General features: G+C 70.4%; 16 protein-coding genes. 14 read left to right on the top strand and 2 right to left on the bottom strand.

All coding sequences use genetic code 11. The features are described 5' to 3' along the window. Positions 1 to 4 precede the first annotated feature (4 nt). The 9 genes from D8I30_RS04180 to D8I30_RS04140 all read left to right on the top strand — a co-directional run bounded on the left by D8I30_RS04180 (position 5) and on the right by D8I30_RS04140 (position 9313). Positions 5 to 166 carry a Flp family type IVb pilin gene (locus D8I30_RS04180; protein WP_121481622.1) on the top strand — a complete coding sequence of 54 codons (162 nt, stop codon included), beginning with the start codon at positions 5 to 7 and terminating at the stop codon, positions 164 to 166. Between the two features lie 134 nt (positions 167 to 300). Further along, the gene (locus D8I30_RS04175) at positions 301 to 813 is read left to right on the top strand and encodes an A24 family peptidase (RefSeq protein WP_121481621.1); all 513 of its coding nucleotides are present in this window, start codon (positions 301 to 303) and stop codon (positions 811 to 813) included. 120 nt (positions 814 to 933) lie between these two features. Next, the gene (gene cpaB / locus D8I30_RS04170) at positions 934 to 1884 is read left to right on the top strand and encodes a Flp pilus assembly protein CpaB (RefSeq protein WP_121481620.1); all 951 of its coding nucleotides are present in this window, start codon (positions 934 to 936) and stop codon (positions 1882 to 1884) included. Between the two features lie 11 nt (positions 1885 to 1895). After that, the gene (locus D8I30_RS04165; RefSeq protein WP_430805150.1) at positions 1896 to 3440 is read left to right on the top strand and encodes a type II and III secretion system protein family protein; all 1545 of its coding nucleotides are present in this window, start codon (positions 1896 to 1898) and stop codon (positions 3438 to 3440) included. Between the two features lie 5 nt (positions 3441 to 3445). Next, the gene (locus D8I30_RS04160; protein ID WP_121481618.1) at positions 3446 to 4126 is read left to right on the top strand and encodes a CpaD family pilus assembly protein; all 681 of its coding nucleotides are present in this window, start codon (positions 3446 to 3448) and stop codon (positions 4124 to 4126) included. 5 nt (positions 4127 to 4131) lie between these two features. Further along, positions 4132 to 5730, top strand: a complete 1599-nt coding sequence (locus D8I30_RS04155) for an AAA family ATPase (protein ID WP_121483382.1) — start codon at positions 4132 to 4134, stop codon at positions 5728 to 5730. A 4-nt stretch (positions 5731 to 5734) separates the two neighbouring features. Continuing rightward, the gene (locus D8I30_RS04150) at positions 5735 to 7312 is read left to right on the top strand and encodes a CpaF family protein (RefSeq protein WP_121481617.1); all 1578 of its coding nucleotides are present in this window, start codon (positions 5735 to 5737) and stop codon (positions 7310 to 7312) included. Between the two features lie 5 nt (positions 7313 to 7317). After that, positions 7318 to 8301 (top strand): type II secretion system F family protein, encoded by a 984-nt coding sequence (locus D8I30_RS04145; protein ID WP_121481616.1) that lies wholly within the window; start codon positions 7318 to 7320, stop codon positions 8299 to 8301. Between the two features lie 28 nt (positions 8302 to 8329). Beyond that, positions 8330 to 9313: a type II secretion system F family protein gene (locus D8I30_RS04140; protein ID WP_240387321.1), complete on the top strand. Its 984-nt coding sequence runs from the start codon at positions 8330 to 8332 to the stop codon at positions 9311 to 9313. 43 nt (positions 9314 to 9356) lie between these two features. Here the strand turns inward: D8I30_RS04140 and D8I30_RS04135 are convergent, their stop codons facing one another. Further along, positions 9357 to 9791 (bottom strand): SRPBCC domain-containing protein, encoded by a 435-nt coding sequence (locus D8I30_RS04135; RefSeq protein ID WP_121481614.1) that lies wholly within the window; start codon positions 9789 to 9791, stop codon positions 9357 to 9359. A 121-nt stretch (positions 9792 to 9912) separates the two neighbouring features. Here D8I30_RS04135 and D8I30_RS04130 point away from each other — a divergent pair, with 121 nt between their 5' ends. The 3 genes from D8I30_RS04130 (at position 9913) to uraH (ending at position 10972) form a co-directional block, all read left to right on the top strand. Further along, a complete protein-coding gene (locus D8I30_RS04130; protein WP_121481613.1) occupies positions 9913 to 10254 on the top strand; it encodes a RidA family protein in 342 nt (113 codons plus the stop codon). 1 nt (position 10255) lies between these two features. Then, positions 10256 to 10471 carry a hypothetical protein gene (locus D8I30_RS04125; protein WP_121481612.1) on the top strand — a complete coding sequence of 72 codons (216 nt, stop codon included), beginning with the start codon at positions 10256 to 10258 and terminating at the stop codon, positions 10469 to 10471. Positions 10472 to 10570: 99 nt separating this feature from the next. After that, positions 10571 to 10972, top strand: a complete 402-nt coding sequence (gene uraH, locus D8I30_RS04120) for a hydroxyisourate hydrolase (protein ID WP_121481611.1) — start codon at positions 10571 to 10573, stop codon at positions 10970 to 10972. 27 nt (positions 10973 to 10999) lie between these two features. On the opposite strand, the gene dapE is transcribed toward uraH, so the two are convergent. Then, positions 11000 to 12187 (bottom strand): succinyl-diaminopimelate desuccinylase, encoded by a 1188-nt coding sequence (dapE, locus tag D8I30_RS04115; RefSeq protein ID WP_121481610.1) that lies wholly within the window; start codon positions 12185 to 12187, stop codon positions 11000 to 11002. Between the two features lie 48 nt (positions 12188 to 12235). Here dapE and D8I30_RS04110 point away from each other — a divergent pair, with 48 nt between their 5' ends. Together D8I30_RS04110 and D8I30_RS04105 are read left to right on the top strand one after the other, a co-directional pair. Further along, positions 12236 to 12712 carry a cupin domain-containing protein gene (locus tag D8I30_RS04110; protein ID WP_121481609.1) on the top strand — a complete coding sequence of 159 codons (477 nt, stop codon included), beginning with the start codon at positions 12236 to 12238 and terminating at the stop codon, positions 12710 to 12712. After that, the gene (locus D8I30_RS04105; RefSeq protein ID WP_240387320.1) at positions 12709 to 14013 is read left to right on the top strand and encodes an MFS transporter; all 1305 of its coding nucleotides are present in this window, start codon (positions 12709 to 12711) and stop codon (positions 14011 to 14013) included. The genes D8I30_RS04110 and D8I30_RS04105 overlap by 4 nt, the downstream gene beginning before the upstream one ends. Positions 14014 to 14072 lie beyond the last annotated feature (59 nt).

Here is a 14072-nt window from a genome sequence, read left to right as displayed (position 1 = left end):
CATCATGCGTAACTTCATCACGCGCTTCGCCAAAGACGAATCCGGCGCCACGGCCATCGAATACGGCCTGATCGCCGCCCTGATCGCCGTCGTCATCATCGTCGCTGTCGGCGCTCTGGGCGACAAGCTCAAGGGCACCTTCGAGACCATCGAACAAGGCATGTAATAGTCAGGCGTGTAACGCTTGAGGATCGGCCGGTGCGGCGACGCACCGGCCGATTTCAATTGAGGCGCAGGGCGGAAGCTTGAGCGCAGCCGACTGGAAACCTGATCTTAAGTCGTCTGTCCTGCAATGGCGTCATGACCGAACTTTCGATCGTCCCGCTCGCCGTCCTGCCCGTGCTGGCCATCGTGGCGGCGCTTCATGATCTGACGACGATGAAGATTCCGAACTGGATTTCGGGTCTGCTTATCCTCGGCTTCTTTCCGGCGGCTCTGGCGCTGGGCCTGCCGCTCTCCATGGTCGGGGCTTCGGTCGGGCTGGCGGTCGCCGCCTTGGCCGTGGGCGCCGGGATGTTCGCCCTGAACTGGATCGGCGGCGGCGACGCCAAGCTTCTGGCCGCCTCGGTGCTGTGGATGGGCGTCTCGGGCGGTCTGCCCTTCCTCCTCTATACGGCCCTGGCGGGCGGCGGCTTCTGCCTGCTGCTGATGGCCGCGCGCAGCCGTCTGCCGCTCCTCGCCCAGACCGGCCCCGGCTGGGTCATGCGGCTGATGCAACCCAAGGGCGACATTCCCTACGGCGTCGCCATCGCCGTCGGGGCCTTGCTGGCCTACCCGTCCAGCCCGCTGATGGCGGTCTTCGTTGCGGGCTGAAACGTCGCTGCAGAAGGCCGTGTCCCGCTTAGGGACGCGTTAACCTCGCTCCCCCATAATTCTTAACGGCAGGGGACGGGCAGCCGGATCGGCGTCGGTCGTCTCTGCCGGAGATCGTCGATGAAGCCCGCCAAGATCGCCGTCATCTGCATCGCCGCCCTCGCCGCCATCGGCCTGGCCCTGGTCGTGCGCGCCATGGGCTCGCCGTCGGGGCAGCCCGGCGCGACTGCGGCCGCCGCCGTCGAGACGCGCCCCATGGCCAAGGTTCTGGTCGCCGCGCGCGACCTAGAGCCCGGGCGTCGCCTGGCCGACGCGGACCTGAGCTGGAAGGACTGGCCGGTCGACGAGCTCAACCCCCTCTTCATCACCGACGGCGCGACCCCGCCCAAGGCCGAGGCCGCCGCTGAGGGCGGCAAGTCTGCCGACGCCCAGCCCACGGACGCCAAGGCGGGCGCCGTGGACCGGGCCATGAAGGCCGTCGCGGTCCTCAATGCGCCGGGCGCCAAGGCCGACTACGTCGGCGCCGTGGTGCGCGAACCCATCCTGGCCGGGGAGCCCCTGGTGGCGCGCAAGATCGTGCGCGCCGGGGACAGCGGCTACATGGCCGCCTATCTGGAGCCCGGCATGCGGGCCATGGCCATTCGCGTGACCGTCGAGACCGCCGCCGGCGGCTTCATCCTGCCGGGCGACCGGGTCGACGTCCTGCTGACGCGCGAGATCAAGTCCGCCTCGGGCGACGAGGGCGGAACGAAGTTCGCCGCCGCCACCGTGATGCGCAACGTCAAGGTCCTGGCCATCGACCAGAGCACCCGCGCGGCCCAGGACGAGAAGGCCGTGGTCGGCGCCACCGCGACCCTGGAGCTGACCGGCCGCGACGCCGAGGTCCTGGCCCTGGCCAAGTCCGAGGGCGAGCTGTCCCTGGTGCTGCGCTCCTACGCCGACACGGCCGGACCGTCGGGCCATGTGCCCGGCGCCGTCCGACGCGGCGGCGGGGCGACGGGCGCGGCGGGCGGAGGCGGCGTGGTGCGCGTCTATCGCGAGGGTCAGGCCGAGGCGGTGGCGGTTCCATGAGGATTTCAGGCATGAATCGTTTCGTCGTCGCCGCCTGCGCCGCCCTGATCGCCCTGGGCGGCTCCGCATCGCTGGACGCGGCGCGGGCTCAGACCCGCACGGCCGTCGCCGCGGGCGCGGCGCCCCAGATGGTCAACCTTCCGCGCGGGACCTCCTTCGCCGTCGACCTGCCGGCCGATGCGCGCGACGTCATCATCTCCAACCCCACCGTGGCCGAGGCCGTGCTGCATTCGCCGCGGCGGATCACCATGGTCGGCATGGCGGGCGGCGAGACGGACGCCGTCTTCCTGGACGCCGCCGGGCGCACCATTCTGACGCTTCGGGTCCGCGTCGACGCGGGCGTCAGCGCCCTGCAGGACACGCTGAGCCGGGTCGTTCCCGGCTCGACCGTGCGCGCCGAGGCAGTCAACGACAGCATCATCCTGACCGGCGTGGCCGCCAGCCCGGCCGAGGCCGACCGCGCCGCCCAGGTGGCCCGCGCCTTCGTCAGCGCCCCCGAGAAGGTCATGAACATGATCGCCGTCGCCGGCTCGGACCAGGTGACACTGAAGGTCCGCGTGGTCGAGGTGCAGCGCAGCGCCATCAAGCAGCTGGGCTTCGACACCCAGGCGGTGATCGGCCGGGTCGGCGACACCCAATGGCTGCTGGGCAACGCCGCCACCTGGGGCGTCAACGGCGCCCTGCTGGGCGGGATCAGCGGCGGCGTCGCCCGCGACACCACCAAGAATTTCCAGATGCAGGTCCCGTGCGGCGCCGGCTGGCCGCAGGACGCCCTGTGCCCCGTCACCGTCGACGGCCGCCCCGGCGACCCGTCCAACTGGGACACGGCCCAGCCCGGCACCGGTCCCGGCTCCGACGGGCTGAACAAGGGCGAGGCCCTGCTCAAGGCCTTCGAGCGCGTCGGCCTGGTGCGGATGCTGGCCGAACCCAACCTGACGTCGGTCAACGGCGAGGCCGCCAGCTTCCTGGCCGGGGGCGAGTTCCCCGTGCCCACGGGGCGCGACCGCGACGGCCAGATCTCGGTCGAATACAAGCCCTACGGCGTGGCCCTGGCGTTCCGGCCGGTGGTCCTGTCCGAGGGCCGCATCAGCCTGCAGGTCAAGGTCGAGGTGTCCGAGCTGACGCCCCAGGGCGGCCTGACCATCGGCGCGGGCACCCCGGCCTCCATCTCCCTGCCCGGCCTGACGGTGCGGCGCAGCGAGAACACCATCGAACTGCCCTCGGGCGGATCGATGATGATCGCCGGCCTGTTGCAGGAATCGACGCGCCAGGCGATCGACTCCCTGCCCGGCATGACCAATCTGCCGGTGCTGGGCCAGCTGTTCCGCTCGCGCGACTATCTGATGGGCGAGACCGAGCTGGTGGTCATCGTCGAGCCCTACATCGTCACCCCGACCTCGCCGGGCCGGATGCAGACGCCCGCCGACGGGCTGCGCATCGCCCAGGACGCCGAGACCATCTTCTTCGGCCAGCTGAACCAGGTCTATGGATCGCCCGCCCCGACCGCCCAGCCGGGCGCCGGATGGCGGGGCCCCGTCGGCTATGTGATCGAGTGAGCGCCATGATCCGCACCGCATCCCTCTCCGCCGCCGTCCTGGGACTGAGCCTGACGCTGTCGGCCTGCGCCGGCGGCCCGGCCAGCCTGGGCGGCGAGCCGCCGCTGACCCCGGCGTCGCGCTTCGTCCTCGAGGTCGAGCCCGGCCTGGACCGCATCGCCCTGGCGGTGCACGAAACCGGCCTGTCGGCCAATCAGCGCGCGGCCCTGGACGCCCTGGCCGCGCGTTTCGCCCTGGAAGGGGCCCCGGCCCTGGTGGTCGAGGCGCCGGCCGGCGACGACCCCGCAGCCGCCCGCGCGGCCTGGGGCGTCAAGGCGGCGCTGGAGGCGGCGGGCGTGCCCGCCGACCGCATCCGGATGACCGGCTATGCGGCCCCCGCCCCCCGGGCGCCGGTGCTGGCGGGCTTCGAGACCGTGCGCGCCGTCGTGCCCCAGTGCGGGACCCAATGGGGCAATCTGAGCCGCACCGGCGACAATCAGTCGTCCGCCAACTTCGGCTGCGCCGTCACCGCCAACCTGGCCGCCCAGATCGCCGACCCGCGCGACATCGTCGCGCCGCGCGCCCTGGCTCCGGCCGACGCGGGGCGCCGGTCGGTGGTGTTCGACGCCTATCGATCGGGCGAGCAGACGGCCGCCCAGCGTGAGGCCCTGCTGACGCAGACGCGAATTTCGCGGGCCGTGGAATGACGATCATGTCCAAACCCTATTCCACTCAGGATTTCGACGTCCTGGACGGTTTCGACCTGGAGGACGAGTTCCTCGACCTTCAGCCGGCCGCCGCGCCCGCCGCGCCCGCGGCCGTGGACCCGGCGCCCCCCGCCCTGGAGGAGGTGACGGAGGATCGTCCGGCCGCCCCCTATGATCCGGTCGGACGCCTGCTGGCCGAGACCGAGACGGCGATCAACGCCGCCCCGCTGGACGCGCCGAGCTCCGCCCCGATGGTTGTCGAGGCCGCGCCGCCGGTGATCGATCTGGCGCCGGTCGAGGTCGCGGCGTCCTTCGCGGCCCCGGTGTCGGCGGCGCCGTCCGGCCTGTCCCTGGCCGGCCCGGCGTCGCTGGAGGTGTCGATCCCGCGCATCGGCGTCCATGTCTTCGCCGAGCGCCAGGACACGGCCGCCGCCGCAGAGCGGGCCGGCCAGGACCGGCGCATGGCCCGGGCCACCACCCAGATCCGTCTGGGCGGGGTGCAGGCCGCGATCGAGGCCTATCAGTCCGAGCCGACGCCGCCCCTGATCGTCGTCGAGAGCCTGAAGGACCCGCAGCATCTCCTGTGGGAGATCGACCAGCTGGCCGAGGTCTGCGACGCGGGGACCAAGGTGGTCATCATCGGCGCGACCAATGACATCCTGCTTTTCCGTGAGCTGATGCGGCGGGGCGTCAGCGAATACCTGGTGGCGCCGGTCCAGCCGTTGCAGCTGATCGCGGCCATCGGCGGCCTGTTCGCCGACCCGGCCCAGCCCTTCGTCGGACGCACCATCGCCTTCGTCGGCGCGCGGGGCGGGGCCGGGGCCTCGGCCGTGGCCCACAACACCGCCTATGCGATGAGCGAGCGGATCGGCGTCAACACCGTCATCGTCGACTACGACCTGCCGTTCGGCACCGCCGGGCTGGACTTCAACCAGGACCCCCTGGGCGGGGTGGCCGACGCCCTGAGCCAGCCCGACCGTCTGGACGCCACCCTGCTGGACCGGATGATGGTCCGCTGCACCGACAAGCTGAGCCTGTTCGCCGCCCCCGCCAGCCTCGAGACCGACTGGGACATCGGCGCCGAGGCCTTCGAGGAGGTCACTAGCCGCATCCGCGCCACCGCGCCCTTCGTGGTCCTGGACCTGCCACACCTGTGGTCGGGCTGGATGCGCCGGGCGCTGATCGCGGCCGACGAGGTGGTGGTGGTGGCGACGCCGGACCTGGCTTCGCTGCGCAACGCCAAGAACATGATCGACCTGATCAAGCAGGGCCGCCCCAACGACGCCCCGCCGCGACTGGTGCTGAACCAGGTGGGCGTGCCCGGACGGCCCGAGATCCCGGCCAAGGACTTCGGCGCGGCCCTGGGGGTCCATCCCAGCCTCAGCATCCCCTTCGACGCCAAGGTGTTCGGCGTGGCGGCCAACAACGGCCAGATGGTGCTGGATTCGGCGGCCAAGACCAAGGCGGCCGAGGCCTTCGAGACCCTGGCCCAGATCGTCTCGCGTCGCGAAATGCCCGCGGCCCCGGGCCGCGTCAGGGCCGCGCCCGCCAAGGCCGCCGGGGGCGCCTCCCTGTTCGCCTCCCTGTTCAGCAAGAAGCGCTGAGGCCGTGTTCGGCAAGCGGACAGCGCAACCGGGCCTGGCCCCCGCCGCGCCCCGGCCGGCCCCGGCGCCGGAGCCGGCCGCGCGCCGCGCGCCCGAGCCGGTGGACGGCTTCTCGGCCGAAGACCTCGACCCTCTGGCGGCGCCCGCCGCCGCGCCGCGCAGCGACCGGCTGGACGCGCTGGACGGCCTGATCGGACGCCCGGCCGAGCCGTCGCCCTCGGCGGGCGGTTCGGGCGCCGGCCCGCGCGCCACGCCCGGCCTGGAGCAACTGAAGAAGGCCCAGGCCGTCGCCGAGATCGTGCGCGAGCAGAGCGACTATTACCACGCGACCAAGACCACCATCTTCAACGCCCTGATGAACACCATCGACCTGGCCCAGCTGGCGCAGCTGGACCAGAAGGCGGCGTCGGAGGAGATCCGCGACATCGTCTCCGAACTGGTGGCGATCAAGAACGTCTCCATGTCGGTGGCCGAGCAGGAGAACCTGGTTCAGGACATCCTCAACGACGTCCTCGGCTATGGGCCGCTGGAGCCGCTGCTGGCGCGCGACGACATCGCCGACATCATGGTCAACGGCGCGGGTCGGGTGTTCATCGAGGTCGGCGGCAAGGTGCAGCTGACCAACGTCCGTTTCCGCGACAACGGCCAGCTGATGAACATCTGCCAGCGGATCGTGTCCCAGGTGGGCCGCCGCGTCGACGAGGCCAGCCCCATCTGCGACGCCCGCCTGCCCGACGGCAGCCGCGTCAACGTCATCGCCCCGCCCCTGGCCATCGACGGCCCGACGCTGACGATCCGGAAGTTCAAGAAGGACAAGCTGACGATGCGCAACCTGGTGGAGTTCAACTCCATCAGTCCGGAAGGGGCGCGCGTCCTGGGGGTCATCGGCGCGGCGCGCTGCAACCTCGTCATCTCGGGCGGCACCGGCTCGGGCAAGACGACCCTGCTGAACACCCTGACCGCCTTCATCGACCCGACCGAGCGCGTCATCACCTGCGAGGACGCCGCCGAGCTGCAGCTGCAGCAGCCGCACGTGGTCAGGCTCGAAACCCGCCCGCCGAACCTGGAGGGCCAGGGCCAGATCACCATGCGCGACCTGGTGAAGAACTGCCTGCGGATGCGCCCCGAACGCATCATCGTCGGCGAGGTGCGCGGCCCCGAGGCCTTCGACCTGCTGCAGGCCATGAACACGGGCCACGACGGCTCGATGGGCACGCTGCACGCCAACAGCCCGCGCGAGGCGATCAGTCGTCTGGAGTCCATGATCACCATGGGCGGCTACGGCCTGCCGTCCAAGACCATCCGCGAGATGATCGTCGGCTCGGTCGACGTCATCGTCCAGGCCGCCCGTCTGCGCGACGGCAGCCGCCGCATCACACACATCACCGAGGTCGTGGGGCTGGAGGGCGACGTCATCGTCACCCAGGACCTGTTCGTCTACGACATCACCGGCGAGGACGCGCACGGCAAGATCACCGGCCGCCACCGTTCGACCGGCATCGCCCGCCCGCGCTTCTGGGACCGCGCCCGCTACTATGGGCTGGAGCGGGAACTGGCCGAGGCCCTGGACGCGGCGGAGTAGGGCGGATGCTGCTTCCCATCCTGGCGGCGGTTCTCGCCTTCATCACCATCGGCGGCGTGGGCTGGGTGCTGGTCGGCGGCGACGACTCTTCGGGCCAGGCGGTCAAGCGGGCCAAGACCCTGGGCGGTGCGGCGACGGAAACGGCCGCGGCGGCCAAGCGCGCGGCCGCGGCCAATACGCCAGAGGCCCGGCGCAAGCAGATCCTGCTGCAGCTTCAGGAGGTCGATCGGCGCGAGCGCAAGGCGCGCATGACCATGAGCGCCCGCCTGAAGCAGGCGGGGCTGGGCCTGTCGGTGCGGACCTTCGTCATCATCAGCGCGGTCTCGGGCCTGGTCGGGGCGCTGCTGGCCTTCGTCCTGGGGGCCAACATCGTCCTGGTTCTGGGCGTCGGCGTGGCCGCGGGCCTGGGCCTGCCGCGCTGGATCGTCAGTTTCAAGGCCAAGGCGCGGATGAAGAAATTCTCCCTGGCCTTCGCCGATTCCGTCGACATCCTGGTGCGCGGCATCAAGACCGGCCTGCCGGTGCACGACTGCTTCAAGATCATCGCCCGCGAGAGCCCCGAGCCCCTGGCCGGGGAGTTCCGCCTGCTGGTTGAGGGCCTGGGGGTGGGGCTGACGCTCGCCCAGGCCCTGGAGAAGATGTACGAGCGCATGCCGACGCCGGAGCTGAAATTCTTCGCCATCGTCATCGCCATCCAGCAGAAGTCCGGCGGCAACCTGGCCGAGGCCCTCGGCAACCTGACCTCGGTGCTGCGCGCCCGGCGGATGATGGTCGAGAAGATCAAGGCCCTGTCGTCCGAGGCCGTGGCCTCGGCGGGCATCATCGCGGCCCTGCCGCCGACGGTGATGATCCTCGTCTTGCTGTCCAGCCCCAGCTACATGATGCTGATGTTCACCGATATGCGCGGCCAGGTCATGCTGATGGTCTCGGGCGTCTGGATGGCGCTCGGCGTCTTCGTGATGAAGCGCATGATCTCCTTCAAGTTCTGAGGAAGGGCCGACGACCGTGAACGGCTTCATGCGTTTCATCACCGACCCGCAGAACCTGCTGAGCATCGGCGTGGGCGTGGCCGTCTTCGCCAGCGTCCTGACCCTGCTGTCCTCCTTCGTCGGCGGCGGGGCGCGGCTGGACAAGCGGATGAAGGCCGTGGCCCAGCGCCGCGAGGAGCTGCGCCGGCGCTCGCGTCAGGCCATGCGCGGGGGCGCGCCGGGCGGCGAGGGCGCCAGCCTGCGCCACACCGACGACAGCTATCGCCGCCGCGTCGTCGAGCGGCTGAACCTGATGAAGCTGCTAGAAGACCCCAAGGTGGCGGAGAACATGGCCCAGGCCGGGTTCCGCGGGCCGGGGCCGCTGAACACCTTCTACTTCTTCCGCTTCGCCACGCCCTTCATCCTGATGGCGCTGACGGCTGTCTATCTCTTCGGCATCCTGAAGTCCGACCTGCCCATGACCACCCAGATCGCCCTGGTGGTGGGGGCGGCGGGGGTCGGCTTCTATGCGCCGAACATCTATCTGAAGAACCTGATCGACAAGCGACGCCAGTCGATCGTGGCCGCCTTCCCCGACTCGCTCGATCTGCTGCTGATCTGCGTGGAATCCGGCATGTCGATCGAGGCGGCGATCCAGAAGGTCAGTCAGGAGGTCGGCGGCCAGTCGATCGAACTGGCCGAGGAACTGTCCTTGCTGTCGGCCGAGCTCAGCTATCTGCCCGATCGTCGGCTGGCCTATGAGGGCATGGCCAAGCGCACCCAGCATCCCGGCATCAAGGCCGTGGCCACGGCCATGACCCAGGCCGAGACCTACGGCACCCCCCTGGGCGCCGCCCTGCGCGTCATGGCCAAGGAGAACCGCGACCTGCGCCTGGCCGCCGCCGAGAAGAAGGCGGCCGCCCTGCCGGCCAAGCTGACCGTGCCGATGATCCTGTTCTTCCTGCCGGTGCTGTTCGTGGTCATCCTGGGCCCGGCCATCATCAACATCCAGGACATGACCAAGGGCGGGTGAAGGCCGGCTCAGGGCCTTCCTCTCCCATCGGGCGAGGGTTTGCTCAGCCCTCTTCGGCGACCTGCTTCAGGGCGGCGTTGATGGCCTCATAGGCGGGGCGGATGCGGGCGCGGTGCTTGTCGTGGAACAGTTCGCCGCGCAGGCCGGTGAAGATCATGCCGTTGGCGACGATGCAACTGCCGGGCTCCAGCTGCTCGATCTCATAGTAGCGCACGGCGTTGAACAGGAAGCCGCGGCGCTCGGTCCAGATCAGTTGCGACAGGGGCTGCCAGTCGCCCAGCCGCGCCTCGACCCGGCGTTCGCCCAGGTCGGGGATGGCCTCGGTCAGGGTGATGGCGGCGCCGAAGGACAGGGCGCCCTCCACCTGGGTCTCGTGCGGGTTCCAGCGGCTCCAGCCGCCCAGGTCCGCCAGCACCTCCCAGATGCGGTCGGCCGAGGCGCGCACGCCGATGCGGTTCTCGATGCGGGTCGTTTCCATGGCGCTTCCTGTGACACGGCTTTTTGCGTTTAGGAAGACGTCGCGGCGGCGGCCGTGCGGCGTTTGCCCTTGGAGCGGCCGCGTCGCCGCGTTAAGTCCGCCGCCAGTCCAAGGAGCCGCCATGATCACCCGCATCCAGCCCGACCGCCGCATGAGCCAGGCCGTGATCCACGGCGAGACCATCTATCTGGCTGGCCAGGTCGGCGAGCCGGGCGAGGACGTCGCCGCCCAGACGCGCACCGCCCTGGCCGAGATCGAGGTCCTGCTGGCCGAGTGCGGCAGCGACAAGTCGAAGATCCTGTCGGCCCAGGTCTGGCTGGCCGACATCGCCGAATTCGAGGCCATGAACGCCGTGTGGGACGCCTGGATCGACCCGGCCCATCCGCCCGCCCGCGCCACCTGCGAGGCGAAGCTGGCCACGCCCGACTACCGGGTCGAGGTCATCGTCGTGGCGGCGCGCTGACATGGCCCGCGTCATTTCCAAGGAAGGCGAGCTGGAGCGGTTCAAGGCGACCCGCGTCACGGCCCTGTATCGTCTCGACCTGATCGAGAAGGGCGCCCAACTGACCTATGAGGACGGCACGCCCGTCGACATGGCCTCCGAGAAGCAGCGGCTCAAGGACCAGGTCGCCGACATGGACCGCCGCATCGCGCGGCTGGAGGCGGCGGGCGAAGCCTGATCTTCACAGACTGACGAAATGTGGGGCGCGCCCCATCCGTGGCCGTCTTTCGCGCGAATAAGGCGGCGCTACTGCATTTCACTTTCAGGAGATCGTTCGATGAACCTTCGCACCCTCGCCGTGGCGGCCGCCGCCCTGTCCGCCTGCGCCTTCCCCGCCGCAGCCGAGACCATCTCGACCCACGTGCTGGACCTGGCGCGCGGCGTCGGCGGCCGTGACGTCCCGGTTACCCTGCAAATCAAGTCGGCCGACGGCCAGTGGCGCGATCTGGCGACCAGCCGCACCGACGAGAACGGCCGCGTCCGCTCGTTCGGCGACGCGATCAGGACCGAGGCGGCGACCTATCGCCTGGTGTTCGACATGTCGCGTTACGGCGAGCCGACGACGCCGCCCTTCTTCCCCGAGATCGACGTGGTCTTCCAGGTGGTCGATCCCAGCGTCCACTATCACGTGCCGGTGGTGGTCAGCCCCTACGGCTACAGCACCTATCGCGGCAACTAAGGCCGTGACCGTGTTCGGACGCCTCGGTCAGAGGCGTTCGAACACCGTGCGGATGACCGCCTGATAGGCGTCGGTCAGGGCGCGCAGCTCGGCTTCGGGCACGCGCTCGTCCACCTGGTGCATGGTTTGGCCGACCAGGCCCAGCTCCAGCACCGGGCACAGGGCGCGGATGAACCGCGCGTCCGAGGTGCCGCCGGTGGTCGAGGCCTCAGGGCGGCGGCCCAGCGTCGCCTCCACCGCATCCTGCACCGCCGTGACGAAGACGCCCGGCTCGGTCAGAAATGCCTCGCCCGAGCACATATGCTCCAGCTCGATCCGCAGGCCGGTTTCGGCCTGAACGGCGCCCGCCTCACGGTTCAGCCAGTCGATCAGGCCGTCGCCGGTGTGGGTCGGGTTGAAGCGGATGTTGAGCCGCGCCCTGGCCTCGGCCGGGATGATGTTGGTCGCCGGATTGCCCACGTCGATGGTGGTGATCTCCAGGTTCGACGGCGGAAACTCGGGGTAGCCGTAGTCCAGGACATGGGCGTCGAGGCGGGCCAGCAGCTTGGCGATGACCGGGGCCGGATTGGCGGCGCGGTCGGGATAGGCGACGTGGCCCTGTTTCCCATGCACCGTGATCCAGGTGTTCAGCGAGCCGCGTCGCCCGACCTTGATCATGTCGCCCAGGTGATGGGCCGAAGACGGCTCGCCGACCACGCAGGCGTCGATGACCTCGCCCTCGGCGGCCAGGGTCTGGACCACCCGCTTGGTCCCGTGCAGGGCCGGGCCTTCCTCGTCGCCGGTGATCAGGAAGGACAGGGAGCCGGGCACGTCGCCTTCCGCGAGAATGCGCGAGACGGCGGCGACCCAGGCGGCGATGCCGCCCTTCATGTCCACGGCGCCGCGGCCGTAGAGGACGCCGTCGCGGGTCTCGCCCTCGAACGGGGCGGCGCTCCAGGCGGCCACGTCGCCGGTCGGCACCACGTCGGTGTGGCCGGCGAAGCAGAGGTTGGGCGAGGCCGTGCCGCGCCGGGCGTAGAGGTTCTCGATGCGGGCGTCATGGCCGACCCCGGTCGGCCCCTCGAACACCATGCGGCGGCAGGCGAAGCCCAGGCCGGTCAACGTCCGTTCCAGCACGTCCATCGCCCCTTCGTCGGCGGGGGTGACGGAGGGAATGCGGATCAGGTCGCGGGTCAGTTCGACAGGATCGATGACGGAATGTGATGCGGCGCTCATGTCGCTATGCTTTAGGCATATCGCGCACCCGCGAGAAGGCCCGAAACCGTGCCGAAGATCGACATCGACACCGCCCCGACCGGCCATGGAACCGGCTATCCCGAGGAATTCGCCGGGCCGTGCAAGCCGCGTCGCCGCTGGCGTCTGGGCGATGCGGGCGGCCTGGACCAGTTCGGGGTCAATCTGCTGCGCCTGCCCGCCGGGGCCTGGTCCAGCCAGCGTCACTGGCACAGCGCGGAAGACGAGTTCGTCTGGGTGATCGAGGGCGAGGTGGTCCTGGTCGAGGAGGAGGGCGAGACGATCCTGCGCGCCGGCGACTGCGCCGGCTTCAAGGCGGGCGTCCCCGACGGCCACAAGATCGAGAACCGCAGTGGCCGCGAGGCGGTGCTGCTGGAGGTCGGGTCGCGCCGTCCGTCTGAGGACGCCGCCGACTATCCCGATATCGACATGACCCTCCCCGCCGGGGCCGACCGCTATTTCCACCGCGACGGAACCCCCTATCCGAAGACGCCCCGCCGAACGTGACCACCGACAGTATCGATTCCGCCCCGACCGTTGCGCCGCAGCCGCCGACGCCGCCCGAAGCCCATGACGGCGGGCCGTCGAGCCCCTGGGCCATCCGCGACTTCCGCCTGCTGTGGCTGGGCCGGGTGGCCGCGGTCCTGGGCATCCAGGTCCAGTCCTCGGCCCTGTTGTGGCAGGTCTATGAGATCGCCCGGCGCGATCATCCGATCGCCGAGGCCAGCCTCTATCTGGGACTGGTGGGGCTGTGCCAGTTCCTGCCGCTGCTGGCCTTCACCCTGCCCGCCGGGGCCATGGCCGACCGGCGCGACCGCAAGCACACCGTGACCCTGTCCATCGTGGTCGAGAGCCTGTGCGCCCTGGCCTTCCTGCTGATGGCGCTGAACGGGGCGCCGCCGCTGTGGGGGCTGCTGGCCGTGGCCGCCGTGTTCGGCGCGGCGCGCGCCTTCCTGGCCCCGGCCAGCCAGGCCTTCCTGCCGATGGTGGTGGGGCGCAAGGCCCTGCCGCCGGCCATCGCCGCCCAGTCCATCGCCTTCCAGACCGGGGCCATCGCCGGACCGGCGCTCGGCGGCGTCATCGTCGGTTTCGCCGTGCCCTGGGCCTACGCCTCGGCCATGGGGCTCTTCTTCGTGGCCATCGCCTGCTTCCTGCTGATCCGCACCAGGGGCAAGCCGAAGTTCGTCGAGACCGGCGTCGGGCCGCTGGACCTGGTCAAGGAAGGCCTGGCCTACGTCTGTAAGACCAAGATCGTGCTGGGCGCCATCTCCCTGGACCTGGTGGTGGTGTTGCTGGCCGGGGTGGCGCTGCTGACGCCCATCTTCGCACGCGACATCCTGCACGTCGGGCCGCAGGGCTTCGGCCTGCTGCGCGCGGCCTTCGGGGTCGGGGCCCTGGCCATGGCCCTCTATCTCAGCCGCTTTCCGATCCGCCGCCACGGCGGGCGCTGGATGTTCGCGGCCGTGGCCGTGTTCGGGATCTGCACCCTGGTCTTCGGCCTGTCCAAGAGCGTCTGGCTGTCGGGCCTGGTGCTGTTCCTGGGCGGGGCGGCGGACATGATCAGCGTCAACATCCGCCAGACCCTGATCCAGCTGGCCACGCCGGACCACATGCGCGGGCGGGTGTCGTCGGTGTCCATGCTGTTCATCGGCGCCTCCAATGAACTGGGCGAGGCCTATTCGGGCGTCATGGTGCGCCTGCTCGGCCCGATCGGCGCGGCGGTGTTCGGCGGGGTCGGGGCGCTGGCGGCCACCGGCGCCTGGGCGCGGATGTTCCCGAGCCTGAGGAAGGCGAGCAGGCTGACCTGATGCGTTCAAGCAGCCGAAGGCGTTAGCGCACAACGATGATCCTTCTCCCCTTGTGGGAG

It is taken from the genome of Brevundimonas naejangsanensis (assembly GCF_003627995.1).
GTDB lineage: Bacteria > Pseudomonadota > Alphaproteobacteria > Caulobacterales > Caulobacteraceae > Brevundimonas > Brevundimonas naejangsanensis_B.
This window is presented reverse-complemented; position numbering and strand designations above follow the sequence as displayed.